Here is a 20,823-nt window from a genome sequence, read left to right as displayed (position 1 = left end):
AGTAGAAATGATGGGTGTAAATGATGCGTTCGCGCCGAACTTCCTTGATGGCAAGACGGTGGCGGTTTCGGGCGGTACAAGCGGCATCGGCCTAGCCGTCGCGCGAGGCTTCGCCAACGCGGGCGCCAATGTGCTTGCCACTGGCAGCTCGGAGCGCCGGCTCGACGATGCCCGATCGAGCGCATCCGGTTCGATCGTCTTCTTAAGGCTGGATGTACGGGACGGCGCCGCGGTCGATCGATTTTTCGCCGACCTGCCGTCACTCGATGTGCTGGTCAATTGCCAGGGCATCGCGCGCCCCGACAGCGAGTGGGACGAGGATGTCTTTCTCGACGTCATGGACGTCAATCTGAGCAGCGCCATGCGTCTCTCCCGCGCTGCCTTTCCGTTGCTCAAGAAGAGCGGCGGAAGCATTGTCAATTTCGCCTCCATGCTGAGCTATCTGGCCGACGAAAGCGTTCCCGCCTACACCGCCAGCAAGACGGGCATCGTCGGGCTGACGCGCGCCATGGCCCACAAGTACGGCCGCGACGGCGTACGCGTGAACGCGGTAGCGCCGGGCTATCACCGCACGGAGATGACGAAGCCGTTGTGGTCGCAGCCGGACAGCGAAGCGAAGATTGCCGAGCGATCGGCGCTGAAGCGCTGGGGAACGGCCGAGGATCTCGTCGGCCCCATACTGTTCCTGTGCTCGCCAGCCGCCGCATTCGTCACTGGTGTCACTCTGCCGGTCGACGGGGGCTACAGCGTCGGATGAAGAGATAGTTTGCTAAATCACGGCTGACTGGGTCAATCCGCGGAGCCAGCGTTGCTACATCTTCGGGGTCTCAGGGGGGGCGACCCAAGTAGGCGGTTCATCTCCCTTCGAGGTTCCGCAATTTACAAGTCTCAGCACGTTCAGGACCCCGCAACCGAGCACGCTTGTAAATTCTCCCATTCCGGATACTGCTCGAGGAGTTGCTCAAGATAGATGTCGAGCAGGATCTGTTTCTTCACCTCGCTGTCCAATTCGCCGGCATCCAGCCTCTCCCCGAAATCCTCGTGGGTCTCCGAGACGAAGCGGCTGCTCATGTAATCGAGGCTTGCCGGCTGACGCGCAGCGATCGCCATCAGGCCATGTTTGGCATTTTCGCCCTTCCGTTTGCGCCCCACATCATCAACCGGCGCATGCTCAGCTCTGCGCTTAAACGCGGCTCCGAGCGACCCTCATGAACGTTCTGGCTTCGAAGCTTGCTGGCTATCCAGCAAGCTCACTTTTCCGGGCCTCGCGTGCGCCCCCTGTCGAACACGTCGCTCTCGACGTCTTCGCAGCCGGATTATTCGATGCGAAGCTCCGCCCACAAGAAACGACGGATATCGGATTGACAATTGTCACAATGTCGCTGACAATTGTAAAAATCGCTCCAATGGAGAGGGCGCGATGATCCATCGATCCACCTGACCGGTGGACGATGCTGGGAGGAATGGACTTGGAATATCTTCTTGATGTCGAAGGGCTGAGGAAGTCCTTCAACGGTGTTGCGGCACTGCGCGATGGCCGGTTTCAGCTCAAGGCTGGGTCCGTGCATGCGCTTTGCGGCGGCAATGGCGCGGGGAAATCCACCTTTCTCAAGATCCTGATGGGTATTCACAAGCGTGACGCCGGCTCGATACGCCGACGTGGCGTGGATGTGGAGTTCTCCGGTCCGGCGGCGGCCTTGGCATCGGGCATCGCCATTATCGAGCAGGAGCTCAGCCCCGTGCCGCACATGACGGTCGCGGAAAACATCTATCTCGGCCGCGAGCCGTCGGGCCGTTTCGGCGGCATCGATTTCAAGACGATGAACCAGAATGCGCAGCGGCTGCTGGAGCAACTCGAGTTCAACATCCGCCCGACACAATTCATGATGAACCTGTCGGTCGCGCAGATCCAGCTGGTCGAGATCGCCAAGGCGCTGAGCCATGATGCCGAAGTGATCTTCATGGACGAGCCGACCTCGGCGATCGGCGAGAAGGAAGCGCAGCAGCTTTTCAAGACCATCGAGCGATTGAAAGCCGCCGGCAAGGGTGTCGTTTACGTCTCCCATCGCCTGTCGGAGATTTTCCAGATCGCCGACGCCTACACCGTGTTCCGTGATGGCTTGTATATCGGTGCGGGTGACCTTGCGGATATCGATCGTCCTGAATTGATCCGCATGATCGTCGGACGTGAACTCGGCGAGGAATATGTAAAGACCAACACGCCGACTGACGTCACCGGACTAGAGGTGACGGGTTTGAGCGCGACAGGCAAGGTCGAGGATGTGTCCTTCTCTGTCAAGAAAGGCGAAATCTTCGGTATCTACGGGCTGATGGGCTCCGGCCGTTCTGAGATCTTCAATTGCCTGTTCGGTCTTGACCGGATGGACAAGGGCGAGATCAAGCTTGATGGCAAGGCGATCACCGTCAGCAAGCCGGTCGACGCAATGGAGCACGGGCTTGCGTTTGTCACCGAGGATCGCAAGCTGACGGGCCTCAATCTCGTCGACAGCGTCAGGGGCAACATCGCGCTCGCCAGCCTGCCGGAGTTCAGCCCGGGCTTCGTCATGCGTCGCGGCCAGGAGCAGGCTGCTAGCCAAAAGATGATCGAACGCTTCTGGATCAAGACCGCGCGCGACACCATGGCAGTGTCGGGACTGTCTGGCGGCAATCAGCAGAAGGTCGTTCTCGGCAAGTGGTTCCTGCGCAATCCGAAGGTGTTGCTTTTGGACGAGCCGACGCGCGGCGTCGACGTCGGCGCCAAGCGCGAGATTTATCGCATCATCTGCGAATTCGCGGCCGCGGGAGGCACGGTGGTGATGATTTCATCGGAGATAGACGAGGTGCTCGGCATGTCCGACCGCATCCTCGTCATGCGCAACGGTCGCTCGGCGGGCGTCTACCCGCGGTCCGAGACCGACGCGCAGGCGCTGGTGCATCTGTCGACGTGATCGGCGCACCGCGAATTTCTCAATACGGATCGGCATGGGAAGAGGTAAGAAACAGTGTCCCTTACAGATAACAAACCAACGACGGGCTGGTTCAACTCGGATCGCCGCAGGCTGCTCATTCAGGAATACGGCATCTTTCTCGCCTTCCTGCTTCTGTCCGTGATCCTGTCGTTTTCCAACGAGTATTTCCTCACGGCCGGCAATATCTCGAACGTGCTGTTGCAGACGTCGATCAACGGTGTTCTCGCGATCGGCATGACCTTCGTCATCCTGACGCGCGGCATCGATCTGTCTGTCGGGTCGGTCGTGGCGCTCGCGGGCATCGTCAGTGCCAGCTTCGTCACGACTTCGGCGACGGCTGGCATCGCGGGCGCGCCCTATCCGGCGGCTGTTGCGTTGCTGGTCGGTATCGCGGTGGGCCTTGCCTGTGGTGCCATCGTCGGCTTCATCGTTTCCCGCTTCGCCGTTCCAGCCTTCGTCGCCACGCTCGGCATGCTGTCAGCGGCACGTGGCATGACCCTGATCTATGGTGGCGGAAAGCCTGTGCCGGCGCTGATCCCGGAGTTTCGCTGGATTGGCACCGGAAACATCCTCGGCGTGCCCATGCCGGTGGTCATCCTTGCCGTCGTCTTTATCGTCTCCTGGTGGGTCCTGACGCGCACGCGCTTTGGCCGCTACATTTATGCCGTTGGCGGCAACCCGCATGCCGCGATCACCTCGGGCATCAACGTTACCCGTATCCGTTTCGCCGTCTACGGCATCTCGGGCTCGCTTGCGGGTCTCGCCGGCATGATACTGTCCGCCCGCACGGGATCGGCGCTGCCGCAGGCCGGTATCGCCTACGAACTCGATGCCATTGCAGCCGTCGTCATTGGCGGCACCAGCCTCTCGGGCGGTGTCGGTCGGGTGACGGGAACGCTGATCGGCGCCCTCATCATCGGCGTCATGAACAATGGCCTCGATCTGATGGGTATCCAATCCTACTACCAGCAGGTGCTCAAGGGCGCGCTCATCGTCGGCGCCGTCATGCTGGACCAGAAGCGAAATCAAGGTCTCTGACCTGATAATTCGGATCGTATCCGCGATCCGTTGGCAAACCGCGCGTCATACCGGCGACCGGACATCTCTATGGAGGAGAAACAGATGAAGAAGTTGATGCTCGCACTTATCGCCAGTGCGGCGATCCTGACCGCGCCGGCCATGGCGCAGGAAAAGAAGTTGAAGATCGGCGCCACGACCTACGGCCTGAATGCCGAGTTCATGCAGATCTGGTCGGCCGCGCTGAAGCAGCATCCGGCAGTGAAGAGCGGTCAGGTGGAGCTGACGGTATTCGACGGCCGCTATGACGCGCTGGTCCAGCAGGAACAGTTCAACACCATGATCACCCAGAAGTTCGACGCGATCATCTTCGTGCCGATGGATATCGAAGCTGGTGCTGCCGCCGTTCAGGCCGCCCATGATGCCGGTATCCCTGTTGTCGGATCCAACGCCCGCGTCAATTCCGACCTGCTGACCTCCTATGTCGGCTCGAACGACGTGGAAGCAGGCGAACTCGAAGCCAAGGCTGTTCTCGACAAGATGGGTTGCAAGGGCAACTTGGTCATCCTCGAAGGCCCGATCGGACAGTCCGGCCAGATCCAGCGCCTTGAAGGCAACGAAAAGGCGCTCAAGGCGTGCCCCGACGTCAAGGTTCTCGAAAAGCAGACCGCCAACTGGTCGCGTGCCGAAGCCCAGACGTTGATGGAAAACTGGCTGACGTCGCATCCGGGCCAGATCAACGGTGTCATCGGCCAGAACGACGAAATGGCGCTCGGCGCCATCGAGGCAATCAAGGCTGCGAACCTGAAGGTTGAAGACTTCGCAATCGCCGGCGTCGACGGCGTCACCGATGCCATCAACGCCGTCAAGCGCGGCGAAATGGCGTCGATCCTGCAGGATGCCAACGCACAGGCGCAGGGCGCGCTCGACGTCGCCATCAAGGCCGCGAACAAGGACGCCAAGCCGGAATCGGCGATCTGGACCCAGTATCCTGAAATGAAGTGGGAAGATGGCGCCTCCAAGGACTACCTCGTCCCCTGGACGCCGGTCACCAAGGAAAACGCCGACAAGCTGCTCGAATCCCGCAAGTAACGAACGCAAAGCCAGGGCGGCATCACGCCGCCCTGGCATCCACATCGCAAGGGCTTGAAGAGATGACAGACACTGCTCCCCAGATTGACCTCAATTTCCCCCTGACAGGCAAGATCGCCGTCGTGACTGGCGCCGCCTCCGGGATCGGCTCGGCGATCTCCGACGCGCTGACGGCAAAAGGTGCCACGGTAGCCGTGCTCGATATCAATTCCGATATCGCCGCTGCCAAGGCGACCGCGCTCGGTGGTGGTGCCAAATCCTTCGTCTGTGACGTCTCCCAGCCGGACTCGGTCAATCGCGCCATATCGGATGTCGTTGCCGCGTTCGGCCGCATCGACATTGCGGTCAACAGCGCCGGCGTCGTCTTCCTGGCGCCAGCCGAGGATCTGTCGCTCGACTACTGGGACAAGACGATCAACATCAATCTGAAGGGCAGCTTTCTCGTCACCCAGGCTGTCGGCCGCGCCATGATCGCTGCGGGAAACGGCGGCAAGATCATCAACCTCGCGTCGCAGGCGGGCACGGTCGCGATCGAGGAGCATGTCGCCTATTGTGCCTCGAAATTCGGTGTTATCGGCATGTCGAAGACCTTCGCTGCCGAATGGGGTAAATACGGGATCACCGTCAACACCCTCTCGCCGACCGTGGTCCTGACCGAGCTCGGTAAGAAGGCCTGGGCTGGTGAAAAGGGAGAGGCCGCCAAGAAGCGCATTCCCACCGGCCGTTTCGCCTATCCCGAGGAGATCGCCGCCGCCGCCGTTTTCCTGGTTTCGGACGGCGCGAATATGATCAACGGTGCCGATCTTCTGATCGATGGCGGCTACACAATTCTCTGAGCCGAAGCGCCAGGACATTTTCAAGGAGACTTCATGCAACGGTTCGTCAACAATCCCGATCTCGTCGTCGAGGATACAGTCAAGGGTTTCATCAAGGCCCATTCCGATATCGTGCGGCTTGCCGAAAATCCGCGCGTCGTTGTCGCCAAGAACGCTCCGGTGAGCGGCAAGGTCGGCGTGATCACCGGCGGCGGCTCCGGCCACGAGCCCGGCTTCATGGGCTACACCGGCAAGAACATGCTTGATGCCGTTGCCGTCGGCGAGTTGTTTTCCTCTCCGACCGCCAAGAGCTTCCATGATGCAATTCGCGAGGCCAACGGCGGCGCGGGCGTTGTCTGCCTCTACGGCAATTATGCCGGCGACAACATGAACGTGAAGATGGCGACGAAAATCGCCGCCAAGGACGGTATCGAGGTCGCGACCGTCGTTGCCAACGACGACGTCTGCTCGGCGCCGCTGTCGGAGCGCGAAAAGCGCCGCGGCGTTGCCGGAGAGATCTTCATGTGGAAGATCGGCAGCGCCAAGGCGACGCAGGGCGGCAGCCTGGAAGAAGTTCGTGCGGCTGCGCAAAAGGCGATCGACAACTGCCGCTCGATCGGCGTCGGTCTTGGCCCATGCACGTTGCCGGCCGTTGGTCATCCGAATTTCCAGATCGAGCCGGGCACGATGGAAGTCGGCATCGGCCACCACGGCGAGCCTGGTGTACGCGTCGAGCCGCTGAAGCCGGCTGCAGACGTCGCCAGGGATATGTGCAAGATCGTTCTGGATGATCACAACCTTCCCGCCGGCACGGAGGTTGCGGTCCTTGTCTCGGGGCTGGGCGCCACACCGCTCAACGAACTTTATATCCTGAACGACACCATCGAGAGCGAGATCACCGGCCGGGGCCTCGTCGTCTACAAGACCTATGTCGGCAACTATTTCACATCGCTTCAAATGGTCGGCGCGACGCTGACGGTCTTTGCACTCGATGCCGAGACCAAGCCGCTTCTCGACCTCGAAACGTCCTGCACAATCTTGCTCTGAGGAACGCTGACATGCAAACTTTCAAGAACGCCTCGGCGGGCGCGATCGTCCTTTCTCTGGCGGAGCGCATCATCGAAAACCGGGCCTATCTCAGCGAGATCGACGGCAAGATCGGCGATGGCGACCACGGGGTCAACATGGCCAAGGGCTTCGGCATGGCGGCGGAACGTCTGAAGGGGCAAGACTCCTCGCTCAATGGTGCGTTCGAGACGCTCGGCACGCTGCTGATGACAGAGATCGGCGGCTCGATGGGGCCGCTTTACGGGGTGATGTTCACGGAATTCGGTGAGACGCTCGAAGGCAAGGAAGACGTCGATGCCAGGCTTTTCAGCCGGATGCTGCATGCCGGTCTGGATGGTATCCAGTCGATCGGGTCGGCCAAGGTCGGCGACAAGACGCTGATCGACGCCATTGTCCCGGCGGTCGATGCGTTCGACGAGGCAACCGCATCCGGCAAGTCCTTTGCGCAGGCGCTGGCTGCTTTGGCGGATGCTGCCGAGAAAGGACGCGATTCGACGATCGATCTGGTCGCGAAAATTGGCCGCGCCAGCCGTCTCGGCGAGCGGTCGCTCGGCATTCTGGACGCAGGCGCTACCTCATGCGCTCTCATTCTGAAGGAGATTTCCGTGGGCGTCTCTTCTCGCCTGGAAAACGCTTGATCTTGCAGTTTGTCTCCCAAGACAGCGCGACCCGTCCGGCGGGTCGCGCGCCGCGCGGTTGCAAACAGGCCGCATTGGCGGCATCTTCCCGACACATGTAGGCGGGAGTTCATTCCACAGTGGCAGCGTTGAAGACACAGCAGGCGAGGAAAGCCGGCGCAGGCAAGAGCGATCCCGCACAGGCACCGGATGCGATGCCGCTGCGCTATGGCGACGACCCCTATGTCTGGGCGTGCTGGCTCTATTACGAGGACGGACTGACGCAGGGCGAGATCGCCGACGTCATGGGCATATCCCGCGCAACCGTGAACAGCTATCTCGCCGAGGCGCGCGACCGCGGCATCGTGAACATCGCGATCGAGCCGGCCCGCCTTGCTTCACTGACCGTGGCACAGGCACTCAAACGGCATTTTGGCCTGACGGACTGTCTTGTCGTTCCGAGCGAGGATACCGCGAGACCGTTGATCGACAGGATCGGTGTCGCAGGTGGTCAGGCGTTGCATCGGCTGGTCAAGTCGGGTGATACGATCGCCGTGTCGTGGGGGCGTACGGTGCTGGCGATAAGCGAGCACGCCGAGGTTCCCGGATTGCAGGACGTGACGGTCGTGCAGGCGACGGGCGGGACGCGCGCGAGCTTTGCCTATACACCGGAGCTCTGTGCGACGGCGCTCGCCAATGCCGTCAACGGCAAGATGATCAATATTTCCGCGCCCGCCATTGTCTCCGCCCCCGCCGTGCGCGATGCGTTTCTGCAGGAGCCCTTGATAGAGAGCCAGTTCGACGCGCTTGCCGGCGCCAACAAGGCACTTTTTGGTATTTCTTCGCTGCGCCCCAATTCCACCATCCATACCAGCGGTTTTTTCGAGTCCGTTCCGCTGCAGGATTATCTTGCCAAGGGCGCCGTCGGCGTGGTGGCTGGTCGTTTCATCGACGTCCATGGCCGCGCGGTGGCAGGGCCGCTCGACGATCGAACGATCGGCATTTCCCTTGAGATGCTCAAGAACATCGATTTGCGTATCGCGGCTGCAGGTGGTTTCGACAAGGTGCCGGCCATCCTCGCGGCCTTGCGCGGCGGCTATGTCAACGTGCTGATTACTGATGCCGCGACCGGCCGTGGCATTCTCAACGCCGATGGGGTGACCGATATCGATCAGCGGTCATCGCAGCGTCTGCGGCCCGAAAGTCAAACGCCGTTGCCATCCGCTGCGCGAATGCGCGTGAAGAAATTTCTGAACGATCCGGACAAGATCGTCGAGGAGATGCTGGATGGCGTGGTGCGTGCGCATCGCAAGTATCTGTCGCCGATCGACAAGTCGAACCGTGCCCTGATCGCCCGGGACGGGCCAAGGCCCGGAAAGGTCGGTCTGGTCATCGGCGGTGGATCCGGACACGAGCCGGGTTTTCTGGGTTATGTCGGCAAGGGGCTCGCCGATGCCGTTGCGGTCGGGAACATCTTTTCGTCACCTCCTCCAATCCCCATCCTCCACTGCGCGAAGGCTGCATCGGGTGGCGAGGGCGTTCTTTTCGTTTACGGCAACTATGCTGGCGACGTGATGAACTTCGAGATGGCCGCGGAGATGGCCGAGACGGCGGGTATTCCAATCCGAACGGTTCTGACCACGGACGACATCACCTCTTCGCCGATCGAGGATCGCGATGGCCGCCGCGGCGTGGCCGGAAATTTCTTCACCTTCAAGATCGCCGGTGCTGCCTGCGATCGCGGCCTGTCGCTCGATCTTTGCGAAGCCGTGACGCGTAAGGCGAACATGCGGACCTTCACGGTCGGCGTGGCGCTTGAGGCGTGTTCGATGCCGCAGACCCAGCGCCCCAACTTCGAGATCGGAGCGGAGGATATCGAGTTCGGCATGGGCATCCATGGCGAACCGGGCGTCATTCGCGAGAAAATGATCAGCGCCGACGAGATCGTCGACAAGGTGATGGATCGGATTTTCGCCGAGATGAAAGCGGTCGAAGGCAGCCGTGTTGCTGTCCTTGTCAATTCGTTCGGGGCAACGCCGATGATGGAGCTCTATGTCTTGTTCCGTCGCGTGGAGCAGCGCTTGAGCGCCAAGGGCATCGCCATCGAGGCGAACTGGATCGGGCATTACTGTACGTCACTCGACATGGTCGGCGCGTCGATCTCCATCATGGAGCTTGATGAGGAACTGACGGGGCTCCTGCATCATCCATGCGACACCGCAGTCTTGAAGATAACGTAAGAAGCAGGATGTGCTCGGCTCGTCGCCGGGGGCATTCTGACGATGGGAGGGGAAACGATGTCAGAGAACGATGCACGCAAACTGAACCGGATGTTCAACCGGATATCCAGCCTGATTGCCACGGAGAAGGATTACCTGACCGAGCTTGACGGTGCGATTGGCGACGCGGACCATGGCATTACCATGCTGCTCGGCTTTGGTGCCGTTTCCAGTGAACTGGCGCGATCCGATCTTGACGACATGCCGCCATCGGCCGTGATGACAATCGCCGCCTCTGTGTTCCTCAATGCCGTGGGGGCCTCGACTGGCCCATTGTATGCGACCGCCTTCTTGCGCGCCGCAAAGGCGTTGGAAACGCGCCAGTCTCTGGATGCAGCTGGCCAGGTTGCCGTGTTGCAGGCGATCGCACTCGGAATACAAGAGCGAGGCAAGGGCCAACGTGGCGACAAGACCATGCTCGACACCTGGATCCCGGCAGCAGAAGCAGGCGGTGCTGCACTGGAGCGCGCGAGCGGGCCTGCGGAACTGTGGCGCGAAGTGGTCGCGGCAGGCGAGGGAGGTGCTGAGGCCACACGTTCGATGGTCGCGGTACGCGGCCGTGCCGCCAGACTGGGCGAACGTTCGCTCGGCCATGTCGATCCCGGAGCGGCGTCGGCGGTCCTCATTTTGAAAGCAATGACGGAAGTTTTCACGGATTGAGCTTTGTCGGGTGACAGCGTGCGGCAGTGCTGCCCGGTTCTGCGCCGCACACCTTAAGGGCATGTCCGCTTAAGCCGGTTCCGGAACCTTGTTTCGGTGTCCGCCCACCGAGCGATCAATCAGTCGGCCACTACATTATCGAGCTGCTGCAGCTCGGCTATAACCTCAGTTTCATAGTCACTTCCCTGATTGGAATTCGGTCATTGTCCACTTCCGAGATCCGGCCAATTGCCGCTTGACTCCATCGTTGATACGTATCAATAATGAATTGTTACGTATCAACGATGGAATCCGGTGTGGCTGGTCGCAGAATAACGCAGAAGGAAGTGGCAGAGCGAGCCGGCGTTGCGCAGGCCACGGTGTCTCTTGTTCTGAACGGCGGCAGGGACAAGGTTGCGCCTAAAACGGCTGATCGCATCGAGGCCGTCATTGCCGAACTCGGCTATCAGCCCAACCGCTTTGCCCAGGCGCTGCGCACCAGCCGATCGCACGTGATTGCCTGCGTCGTTCCGGATTTGACGAACCCTTTTTATCCCTCGCTTGTCGTTGCCGTTCAGAAGGTTGTGCGCAATGCGGGCTATGAGGTGATCACGATCGATACCGTAGGCGAGCTCGCGAACGAACGGCAGGTGGTCGCAGCCGCGTTGCAGGGCCGCTATGACGGCGTGGTCGGCGTCTTCTTCAACTTGTCCGCCCGTGATCTTGCGCCACTTGGAAAGAATGGCGTCCCGGTCGTGCGCATCGAGGTGCGGCGCAAATCCGGTGGTTCGCTTCCGATAGATGATCTGTTTATCGACAACCAGGCGGCCGCGCGTGCCGTCACCGCCCATCTTCTCGGCCTCGGCCATCGCGCCATTGCAATGGTCGCCGCCCGTGGTGGTCCGCAAAGCGTTCGTCTCCAGGGATATCTCGATGCCATGGCGGCGAGCGGCGCTGAGCCGATCGTTCTGGAGGCCACGCATTTCACCGTGGAGGCAGGCAGCGAGATGGCGGACCGCATCGTGGCGAGTGACCGGCGGGTCACGGCCATCATTGCCGCCAACGACCTGATGGCAATTGGTGTCATCAAGAGCCTGCTTCGAAATGGGTTGTCGGTGCCGCGCGATGTTTCTGTCGCGGGCTTTGATGACATCATGGCCTCGGCGCTTGTCACTCCAGGGCTGACAACGGTGGCGCAGTTCCAGGATCGCCTTGGCGCGCGCGCCGCCGAAAAACTTCTGTCGCGCCTGATTTCCCGCGAAACCGAGCCGGCTCAGCCCGAGGAAATGCCGTTCGAGCTCGTCATCCGGGCATCGGTCGCGCCACCACCGGACGTGCAGAACTAATTCATGGAGTAAGGGAGGAATGAACATGACCAAGATCAAGACGAAATTGCTTGCCGCTGCCGCCATCGTCATCGGCGCCGCTCAGATCGCCGCCGCCCAGGATCGCGTGACCTGGTGGTACGAGCAGGCTACTCCAGATCAGCAGAAGCTGATCAAGGAAAATATCGTCGAGCCTTTCGACAAGGCCAATCCAGAGCAGAGCCTGAAGGTCGACTACCGCGGCACCGAGCTCGACAAGCAGCTGCGCGTGGCAATGCTCTCGGGCAACGGCCCGGATGTCGTTTACACGGCGGGCCCGAGCTATGTCGCGCCAATGGCCCAGTCGGGCCAGCTCATGCCGCTCGACGACTATGCCGCCAAGTACAAGTGGCAGGATCGAATCCTGCCGGTCTTCCTGAAAATGGGCGAGTATAACGGCAAGCTCTACGCGCTGCCGAAGACTTACGAAACCGTCGGTCTTTTCTACAACAAGACCTTGTTTGAAAAGCATGGCTGGCAGGCGCCCAAAACGCTCGACGAGATGGAAACGCTCGCCGACGCCATGCTGAAGGAAGGCATCACGCCCTTCGCCGCCGGCAACGCCGATTGGCGCGGCGCCAACGAATGGTTCGTGACACTGGCGCTCAACTCCGTCGCCGGTCCCGACAATCTCAACAAGGCGCTGCGTGGCGAAATGCCCTGGACGGCCGAGCCTTTCGTCAAGTCGATCGACCGCCTGAACTCCTGGTGGCAGAAGGGCTATTTCGGCAAGAACTACTTCTCGCTGACCAGCAGCGAGCAGGCGGCCGACGCGATGGCCTCCGGAAAGGCCGGCATGATGCCCACCGGCACATGGCAGTTCCAGAACGTCGCGACCTACGGCAAGAAGGCCGGATCCGAGGCCGGCTTCGTCGGTTTCCCGAGTGCGTCCGGCGATCCGATCTTCCCGCTCGGCATCGGCTCGACCTTCTCGATCGCGACCAAGGCGAAGAACCCCGAAGGTGCCGCCACGGTCATCAACTACGTCTTCTCGCCTGAAGTCTACGGCACGATGAACTCCGCCTGGCAGGGCGAGTGGAATATCCCGCTCAAGGATATCTCGAGCGTCAAGATGGCGAGCGAGGTGACCCCGCTCTTTACCGAGACGATGAAGAACCTCTCTGCCTCGGTCGCCGACGGGAAATACGGCTACACCACCTGGACCTTCCTGCCGCCCGCGACCGACAGCTACATCATCAACGGCATCGAGGAAGTCTGGCTGAAGAAGATCTCGCCAACGGACTATCTGACCAAGCTCGACGAGTCCTTCCAAAAGGAATCCAAGGCCGGAAAGGCGCCTGCCGTCCCGGCTCGCTGATCAGGACCTTGTGAGGCGCGCTTGCGCGCGCCTCACGCTCGCCTTCCACCGGTTGCCGGTGGCGGGCAGGCCGGACCATGCCCGAAAAGGTAATACACATGCACAGACTCTATGTTCTGCCGACCCTCATCATAAACATCGTGATCATCGCCATTCCGGCGCTGCTGACGGTGGCGCTTGCCTTCTTCGAATGGGACGGCATCAGCACGCCTGTCTTCGTCGGGTTGGACAATTTCGCGGCGCTGTGGGACGACAGCGTGTTCTGGACGGCGCTCACGAACAACATCATCTGGACGATCATCTTCCTGACCGTGCCGATCGGCATGGGGCTCCTGGCCGCCACGATGCTTTTGGTTGTCCGTCGTGGCTCCAACACCTTCCAGGTGATCTACTTCCTCCCTGTCATCATAGCCACGGCCATTACCGGCCGTGTCTGGCAGGGCATGATCTATTCGCCGGTGACGGGTGTTACGGGCCTTCTCCAGCGGTTGGGTATCGAAATTGCCAACCCGCTGACAGAGACGTCGAGCGCGCTCTACGGCATTGCCGTCGTCGATCTGTGGCACTGGTGGGGCTTCTTGTGCGTCATCTTCTTCGCCGCCCTTCGCCAAGTGCCGGCTGAACAGATCGAGGCAGCGCGTATCGAGGGCGCGACCTTCTTCCAGATGATCCGCTACGTACTGCTTCCAGGCATCATGCCGACCATCACGCTGATGATGATCATGACCGTCATCTGGTCGTTCCTCGTCTTCGACTTCGTTTACATCCTCACCCAGGGTGGTCCCGCCTATTCCTCCGAAGTGCTGTCGACGCTGGCCTATCGCTCAGCCTTCTATGATCTCGCCGTTGGCAAGGCGGCCGCTGTTTCCGTCGTCATCAGCCTCTTCGGGCTGGCGGCCACTGTCCTTTATATCCGCGCGCAAGCATCGGAGTTCGAACAATGAACATGACCGAGAGCCGCATCACGCTGACGCTCGTCTATGCGACGTTGTCGTTGCTGCTGATCATCACGCTGTTTCCCATCGTGCTGATGGTCCTGAATTCGCTGAAGGCGTCCGCCGAGATCGTGCAAAATCCGCTCTCCTGGCCGTCGGAATTGCGGTGGGACAATTTTACCCGCGCATGGTCGGATGCCAATTTCGGGCGCACGCTTCTCAACTCGGCGGTGCTGACCGGCATGACGATCATCCTCGTCTGCACCACGGGTTCGCTGACGGCCTATGTGCTCGCTCGCCGCAAGATCAAGACGTGGAAGATCCTCACCTTCTATCTTTTGGCAAGCACCACTGCGCCGATCCAACTCTTTCTCTTCCCGCTCTACTTCGGCTTTGCCCGCTTCGGGCTGATCAACAATCCGATTGCCGTGTCCTTCATCTACACGGCGGTCTACTCGCCTTTCGCCATCATGCTTTTGCGCACCTATTTTCTTGCCGTGCCCAAGGAGCTTGAGGAAGCCGCATTGATCGACGGAGCGACGCATTGGCAGGTGTTCCGGCGCGTCTTCTTGCCCATCGTCTCGCCTGGCATCCTCACGGTCGCGCTTATCATCGGGCTTTACTCGTGGAACGAGTTCCTGATCGCAACCACCTTCCTGCAGGATCAGGACAGGCTGACGGCCGTCGTTTCCTTCTTCCTGCTGTCGGGCCAGTACTCGTCCGACTGGGGCGAGATCATGGCGGCGGCCCTCATCATCATTCTACCCATCGTAATTCTCTTCATCCTGCTGCAGCGCCATTTCATCGAAGGAATGGCCGGCGGTTCGGTGAAGGGCTGACAAGGAGCTTCTGATGTCCATACCTTCAGACTACAACAACCGTGTCTATGCCGGCGTTCTCGGCAAGCTGATCGGCGTCTATCTCGGCCGCCCATTCGAAAACTGGCGCTACAAGGATATTCTCCAGAAGCTCGGACCGATCACCTACTACGTCCACGAACGGCTGGGCGATCCGCTCGTCGTCACCGACGACGATGTCGGCGGCACCTTCGCCTTCCCGCGTGCGCTCGACGACTACGGCATCTCGCCGGACCTTTCCGCCGAGGATATCGGCAAGGCCTGGCTGAACTATATCATCGAGGAACGCTCGATCCTCTGGTGGGGCGGAGCCGGCAACTCGACCGAACACACGGCCTGGCTCAACCTGAAACGCGGTATTCCCGCACCCGCCTCCGGTTCGATCGAAACCAATGGCGCAACGGTCGCCGAACAGATCGGCGCTCAGATTTTCATCGACGGTTGGGCGCTCGTGTCTCCCGGCAATCCGGCGCAGGCCGCAAAGCTCGCGCGTGCGGCAGGTTCCGTCAGCCACGACGGTGAAGCTGTCCATGCCGCGGTGCTCTGGGCCGCAATGGAAGCGGAAGCCTTCGTCAGCAAGGATGTCAATCATCTGCTGGACACCGGTCTGTCCTATATTCCGAAGGATAGCCTGATCGCCAAACTGGTCGCCGATATCCGCCACTGGACATCCGGTAACGAGGATTGGGAGGAAACCCGCCAGAGGATCGAAGACAACTACGGCTACGACAAATATCCGGGCAATTGCCATGTCGTTCCGAACCATGCGTTGATGATCATGGCGCTTCTGCATGCACCGCATGATTTCCAGCGTGGCCAGATGATCGTCAACACCTCCGGTTGGGACACGGATTGCAACGCCGGCAACCTCGGTTGCCTGCACGGCATCATGCTTGGTCTCGAGGGGCTGGACGCCGGCCCGGATTGGCGCGGCCCGGTTGCTGACCGGCTCTACATGTCGACGGCCGACGGTGGTCGCTCGATCGCCGATGCCGTCGATGTCGCCCTCTGGCTTGCCAATCTCGGCCGCAAGCTTGCGGGTCAGGCCGCCGAACCGGCGCCCAAGGACGGTGCCAAGTTCCACTTCTCGCTGCCGGGTTCCGTTCAGGGCTTCCGTCCGCAAGCGGCCGATACCGCGCTTGCCGATCTCAAGGTGAGCGGCACCGGCAATGGTCTGGCGATCGATTTTTCGGCGCTTGCGCCGGGCCGCGAGGCGGCAACCAACACGCCTGTGTTTACCCCGGCCGAAGTAACGAAGATGCGCACCTATGATCTGATGGCCAGCCCGCGCATTCATGCCGGCCAGGTTCTCAAGGCGCGCGTCAGTGCTGATTCCGGCAACAAGGGGGTCGTCGAAGCCAAACTGCGCATTCGTCACTATGACGGGACGGACAACCTCGTCACCATCGACATGCCGAATGGCGAATTGCTGGCAGCCGGCGCATCCGCCTCGCTCTCATGGATAGTGCCGGAGACCGGATACCAGCCGATCGCCGAGGTCGGCCTGGTGCTGACGACGGCCGGCGGCCGGGCAAACGGTCGTGTCGTCATCGACAGCCTGACCTGGGACGGCTGCCCGTCGGTGACATTTCGTCGGCCCGAGGGTGCCGGTGATTTCTGGCGCCGCGCCTGGGTCAGCAATGTGCATTTCTTCTCCAAGCACTTCCCGCAGGATTTTCGCATCAGCCAGAACCGCGGCGACGGCATGATCATGCAGGGCACGCGGGACTGGACGGATTATTCGATCGAGGCAGATTTGATGCTGCACCTCGGCGATTACGGCGGCCTGGTGTTCCGCTCGCAAGGGCAGCGCCGGTACTATGCGGCGCTAGTCACCCGCGCTGGTGAACTGCAGATCGTCAGGTGCAAAGATGAGGATCGTAAGGTGCTTGCTTCCGTCGCGCTCGATGTCGAATTCGAGAAGGCTTTCACCTTGAAGGTCTCGGCCAAGGGCGGTCATTTTGAGGCGAGCGTTGGCGATGTCCTTGTCGAGGCCGATGATACGGCCTTTGAAGGTGGATCGGCCGGCCTCATCATCCATGAAGGCGCATTGTCGGCGACGCGCATCGCAATCGGCTCAGCGTAAGGAGTGACAGGATGGCCAGCGTAACAATCGACAAGGTCGTGAAGCGCTACGGAAGCGCTGAGGTCATTCACGGCATTGAGGCAACCTTCAACGAGGGCGAGTTCGTCGTCCTCGTCGGCCCATCGGGCTGCGGGAAGTCAACGTTGCTGCGAATGATCGCGGGTCTGGAAGAGATCTCCGGTGGTGAGATATCAATCGGTAGCAAGGTGGTGAACAACCTGCCGCCGAAGAGCCGCGATATCTCCATGGTCTTCCAGAACTATGCGCTTTATCCGCATATGACCGTCGAGGAGAACATGGCGTTTTCGCTCACACTTGCGGGCGCCAGCAAAGAGGAGAAGCAGAAGAAGGTGCGTGAGGCGGCCGAAATCCTTGGGCTGGTTCCACTTCTTCAGCGCAAGCCGAAAGCCTTGTCCGGCGGACAGCGTCAGCGTGTGGCCATGGGTCGCTCGATCGTGCGCAAACCGCAGGTCTTTCTATTCGACGAGCCGCTTTCCAATCTCGACGCCAAGCTTCGCGTGCAGATGCGTGGCGAGATCAAGTCGCTGCATCGCCGCCTCGGGACGACGATGATCTATGTCACCCACGATCAGATCGAAGCGATGACCATGGCCGATCGCATTGTCGTCATGCAGGCTGGCAAGATCGAGCAGGTGGGTTCGCCACTGGAGCTTTACGATCGCCCCGCGAATGCCTTCGTGGCACAGTTCATCGGCTCTCCGGCGATGAACCTGTTTCCGGCGGTCGCCCGGTCGGGCGATCTCGTTCTGCAGAGGGGCAAGGGTACGGGGCTGAAAGCGCCCGCCGGCGTCCGGGAGGGGCAGACGGTACTGATTGGCAAGCGTCCCGAAGAAATCGCGCTCGTTGCCGAGGGCGAGCTCGAGGCCGTTGTCGAGAATATCGAGCCGACGGGGGCGGAAACCTTCGTGGAGGCGCGCCTCGGCGACCAGCTCATCTCGGTTGTTTTGCGCGAACGGCCGCAATTCGACATTGCGAGCCGGCAATACCTTTCGCTCTCCAAGGGCAGCGTGCATCTTTTCGATCAGGAGACGGGACGACGGATCGCGTCCGTATAAATCAACCAATCCCAACGCTCGCCCGCGCTTGAGCGCATGGCCGAGCGTTGGCCCATGGCCCGTGCCATTCGCCCTGGTGACCAAATTTGTCTTACAAAAGCGCGCTGGCGATATCCTGCAGGAGCTTGGCAAGCGACCCGGTTGAGCCAAACGGTCGGTTCCGCCTTCCCGTACGTCTCATGCCATCGTTGGTGACAACGGGCAGCATGGGCCACAGAGCCGCACTCGAAAGGTCGGCCGGCACACTATCGGTGAGCAGAACCTACAAGTCTCCGTACCATTAGGCCCGCAACCAATATTCTTTCCAGAAATCTCAACGTTGTCGCTTTCGCGAAGGCATCATCTCCGCTGGCGCTTTGCCAGTACGTCTTCAAGAGGGAGCGGACCGGAGAATTCGCCCCTTTGTGCAAGCTGTCCGGCGATATACTGGACGGCGTCGTTATAGGGTGTCGCTATGCCGTGCAGGCGGCCGAGCAGGACGATCTCACCGTTGAGGAAATCCACCTCGCTCGATGCGCCGCGGGTGAAGCTTTGCCAGGTCGATTGCTGACCGGGATGGATGCCGCTGTTGTCAGCCACCCGCCAGTTCGAAATATCAATGTTGCGCTCGGATGGCGCGGCAAGCCTGTAGCCGGCTGCCTGAAGTGCAAGCCGCGCCTCTTCCACCAGGGCGTCGCCGATCTCGCTCCTGAGGTCGGCAGGGCCATGAAACAGTTCCAGCACGTTGCGGGCATTGTGAAGCAGCTTGGCAGATTTCCAGCCGGTTATCTCACCCGTCGTTTCAGCGAGGTAACCCGCGCGGCTGAGGTCCTCCACGATGCGCTTGCTCGTCTCGTCGAGCCCCCTGGGAAAGCGCCCAATTGTCACGACGCCGACTTCAGGGGCGCCACCGCAAACGACACTCCCGGTTTCGGTAAACCGGGCCGGTGTCATGATGCTGGCGCCATAGACATGGGCGAAGGTTCGAAGCGCCAGCGCCTCGGTTGCCAACCCGTTCTGGAAGGTGACGATTGGAAGGATGGCGGCCGCGGGATCAGCGGTGCCTGAAACGCTGCGCCATGACCAGAAGGCAAGCGCGCCCGCCGCATCCTGCGACTTGACGGTCAGGAGCAGGATATCACCGGCCGCCAGTTCAGGCGGATCCGAAAGATCGAAAGCGTTGAGCTTCAGCTGCTGCGTGCCCGTCGGCCGCCGATAGCTCAATCCGTGTTGCCTGATGTGGCTGATCTGTGCACCGCGGCCAACCAGAGCGTAGGGAATACCGGTCAGCTCAAACTGCGCCGCAAGGCTTGCGCCGACCGCCCCGGCTCCGATGATTACATAGCGTGTCATGTCTTTGTCCTCGCCTTGTCCTTGATCAGACGCCCAGGTTCTGCCTGAGGGTTTCATGCCGGTAGTCGTGATGGAATATGCCGCGCTTTTGCAGCTCCGGGATCAGGTGATCCGTGACAGCGGAGAGACCGAGTTCGTATTTCAGGGTGAAGGCCAGGAAGTTGAAGCCGTCGCTCGCGCCCCTTTCATAGCGGTCTTGTAACTGGTCGGCGATGTTCTCCACCGAGCCGATCGGGAACCAGTGGCCGGCACCGCTGGAGTGGTAGATGATGAGGTCGCGCACGGTGCGAACCTTGCCGCTCTCGATAAGTTCGCGGAAGACGCCGAAGCGCGACCGACGTCCTTGGACATTGGCCGTCTGCGGCAGGTCGTTGAGCGGGATCTCCGCGTCGAGGTCGATGCCTTCGAAATCAATACCGCCGAACTGGCCGGCGAGCGATTTGCGCCCTTCCTCGAAATCGATGTCGTCGATCACCTTTTGCCAGAAGCGCTTGGCCTCCTCGTCTGTGGAGCCGATGACCGGTGCCACGCCCGGCAGGATCTTGATCGCATCCGGTGATCGTCCATAGGCCGTCGCCCGCTGCTTGAAGTCTCGATAGAGGTCGATCGACGGCTCAGCCTCGGTAAGCCCCGTGGTGAAGATGACGTCGGCGACGCGCGCCCCGAGCTGCCTTCCTTCGGTGGACGAACCGGCCTGGGCGAGAATAGGTTTGTCCTGCGGGCTGCGCGAGACGTTGAGCGGTCCCTGAACGGAGAAGTGGCGGCTGTTCCAGTCGATGCGGTGCACCTTGCCCGCATCGATGACCTGGCGGCCGCTATCGTCATAGCTCACGGCGTCCGGCTCCCAGCTTTCCCATAGTGCCTGAACCACGCCCGCAAACTCCTCGGCGATTGCATAGCGATCGTCATGGGCGGGAAGCGGCTTGCCGAAATTCTTCTCCCCCGCCGAGGAGGTGACGAGGTTCCAGCCGGCGCGACCCTTGGAGATGTGGTCGAGTGACAGGACCTGCCGAGCGAGATTGTAGGGCTCGGTGAAGGATGTCGAAATCGAGCCGATCAGGCCGATACGCGACGTCTTTGCGGCAAGCGCGCTGAGCAGCGTCACCGGCTCCAGCCCCGGCTTCGGCGCGGTATCGCTGGTCACGAGCGCGTCGGCCAGGAAGACCGTGTGGATCTTGCCGCGTTCGGCCTGCTGCGCCTGCTCGACATAGGCGTCTATATCGAGGAGGTTGTCAGTCGGGCCGTCGCGGCCTTTCTTCTTCGTCTGTCCAGTTCCGCCCAGAAGCAGGCCGAGCACCAGTCCTGGGCCGCGTTCACTGCTGCGGCCCGCCCATTTGTTTGTCATGTCGTTTATCCCTC

General features: G+C 61.0%; 18 protein-coding genes. 15 read left to right on the top strand and 3 right to left on the bottom strand.

Features of this window, described 5'->3' with window-relative positions; genetic code table 11:
• Positions 1-10 precede the first annotated feature (10 nt).
• Complete coding sequence (locus ACVTFQ_RS24070; RefSeq protein WP_470424034.1) at positions 11-757, top strand: SDR family NAD(P)-dependent oxidoreductase; 747 nt, start codon at positions 11-13, stop codon at positions 755-757.
• Positions 758-897: 140 nt separating this feature from the next.
• Here ACVTFQ_RS24070 and ACVTFQ_RS24065 read toward each other — a convergent pair whose 3' ends face one another.
• Positions 898-1,110, bottom strand: a complete 213-nt coding sequence (locus ACVTFQ_RS24065) for a hypothetical protein (protein ID WP_112950239.1) — start codon at positions 1,108-1,110, stop codon at positions 898-900.
• Positions 1,111-1,469: 359 nt separating this feature from the next.
• On the opposite strand from ACVTFQ_RS24065, the gene ACVTFQ_RS24060 reads away from it, so the two are divergent.
• From ACVTFQ_RS24060 to ACVTFQ_RS23995, 14 genes are all read left to right on the top strand, one after another.
• On the top strand, positions 1,470-2,948 hold the full coding sequence (locus tag ACVTFQ_RS24060; RefSeq protein ID WP_113177065.1) for a sugar ABC transporter ATP-binding protein: 1,479 nt from the start codon (positions 1,470-1,472) through the stop codon (positions 2,946-2,948).
• Between the two features lie 54 nt (positions 2,949-3,002).
• Positions 3,003-4,007 (top strand): ABC transporter permease, encoded by a 1,005-nt coding sequence (locus ACVTFQ_RS24055; RefSeq protein WP_018897677.1) that lies wholly within the window; start codon positions 3,003-3,005, stop codon positions 4,005-4,007.
• A gap of 84 nt (positions 4,008-4,091) precedes the next feature.
• Positions 4,092-5,078 (top strand): substrate-binding domain-containing protein, encoded by a 987-nt coding sequence (locus tag ACVTFQ_RS24050; RefSeq protein WP_018897678.1) that lies wholly within the window; start codon positions 4,092-4,094, stop codon positions 5,076-5,078.
• Positions 5,079-5,140: 62 nt separating this feature from the next.
• On the top strand, positions 5,141-5,914 hold the full coding sequence (locus ACVTFQ_RS24045) for an SDR family oxidoreductase (protein WP_113177037.1): 774 nt from the start codon (positions 5,141-5,143) through the stop codon (positions 5,912-5,914).
• Positions 5,915-5,947: 33 nt separating this feature from the next.
• Complete coding sequence (locus ACVTFQ_RS24040) at positions 5,948-6,940, top strand: dihydroxyacetone kinase subunit DhaK (protein WP_113177036.1); 993 nt, start codon at positions 5,948-5,950, stop codon at positions 6,938-6,940.
• 11 nt (positions 6,941-6,951) lie between these two features.
• Positions 6,952-7,599 (top strand): dihydroxyacetone kinase subunit DhaL, encoded by a 648-nt coding sequence (gene dhaL, locus ACVTFQ_RS24035; RefSeq protein WP_113177035.1) that lies wholly within the window; start codon positions 6,952-6,954, stop codon positions 7,597-7,599.
• Positions 7,600-7,793: 194 nt separating this feature from the next.
• The gene (locus tag ACVTFQ_RS24030) at positions 7,794-9,818 is read left to right on the top strand and encodes a bifunctional sugar-binding transcriptional regulator/dihydroxyacetone kinase subunit DhaK (RefSeq protein ID WP_113177064.1); all 2,025 of its coding nucleotides are present in this window, start codon (positions 7,794-7,796) and stop codon (positions 9,816-9,818) included.
• 57 nt (positions 9,819-9,875) lie between these two features.
• On the top strand, positions 9,876-10,517 hold the full coding sequence (dhaL, locus tag ACVTFQ_RS24025; protein ID WP_113177034.1) for a dihydroxyacetone kinase subunit DhaL: 642 nt from the start codon (positions 9,876-9,878) through the stop codon (positions 10,515-10,517).
• Positions 10,518-10,813: 296 nt separating this feature from the next.
• Positions 10,814-11,842, top strand: coding sequence for a LacI family DNA-binding transcriptional regulator (locus ACVTFQ_RS24020; RefSeq protein WP_470424033.1), 1,029 nt, complete (start codon positions 10,814-10,816; stop codon positions 11,840-11,842).
• A 25-nt stretch (positions 11,843-11,867) separates the two neighbouring features.
• Complete coding sequence (locus ACVTFQ_RS24015) at positions 11,868-13,178, top strand: extracellular solute-binding protein (protein ID WP_113177062.1); 1,311 nt, start codon at positions 11,868-11,870, stop codon at positions 13,176-13,178.
• A gap of 98 nt (positions 13,179-13,276) precedes the next feature.
• Entirely contained in the window at positions 13,277-14,122 is an 846-nt protein-coding gene (locus tag ACVTFQ_RS24010; protein ID WP_113177033.1) for a carbohydrate ABC transporter permease, read from the top strand.
• Positions 14,119-14,952 carry a carbohydrate ABC transporter permease gene (locus ACVTFQ_RS24005; RefSeq protein WP_111562366.1) on the top strand — a complete coding sequence of 278 codons (834 nt, stop codon included), beginning with the start codon at positions 14,119-14,121 and terminating at the stop codon, positions 14,950-14,952. The genes ACVTFQ_RS24010 and ACVTFQ_RS24005 overlap by 4 nt, the downstream gene beginning before the upstream one ends.
• Positions 14,953-14,965: 13 nt before the next feature.
• Complete coding sequence (locus ACVTFQ_RS24000) at positions 14,966-17,056, top strand: ADP-ribosylglycohydrolase family protein (RefSeq protein ID WP_113177032.1); 2,091 nt, start codon at positions 14,966-14,968, stop codon at positions 17,054-17,056.
• 11 nt (positions 17,057-17,067) lie between these two features.
• Complete coding sequence (locus tag ACVTFQ_RS23995; protein ID WP_113177031.1) at positions 17,068-18,132, top strand: sn-glycerol-3-phosphate ABC transporter ATP-binding protein UgpC; 1,065 nt, start codon at positions 17,068-17,070, stop codon at positions 18,130-18,132.
• Between the two features lie 339 nt (positions 18,133-18,471).
• On the opposite strand, the gene ACVTFQ_RS23990 is transcribed toward ACVTFQ_RS23995, so the two are convergent.
• Both ACVTFQ_RS23990 and ACVTFQ_RS23985 read right to left on the bottom strand, forming a co-directional pair.
• Positions 18,472-19,464: a ketopantoate reductase family protein gene (locus tag ACVTFQ_RS23990; RefSeq protein WP_113177030.1), complete on the bottom strand. Its 993-nt coding sequence runs from the start codon at positions 19,462-19,464 to the stop codon at positions 18,472-18,474.
• A 25-nt stretch (positions 19,465-19,489) separates the two neighbouring features.
• Positions 19,490-20,809 carry an NtaA/DmoA family FMN-dependent monooxygenase gene (locus ACVTFQ_RS23985; RefSeq protein ID WP_113177029.1) on the bottom strand — a complete coding sequence of 440 codons (1,320 nt, stop codon included), beginning with the start codon at positions 20,807-20,809 and terminating at the stop codon, positions 19,490-19,492.
• Between the last annotated feature and the right edge of the window lie 14 nt (positions 20,810-20,823).

It is taken from the genome of Rhizobium sp. O111 (assembly GCF_055616315.1).
This window is presented reverse-complemented; position numbering and strand designations above follow the sequence as displayed.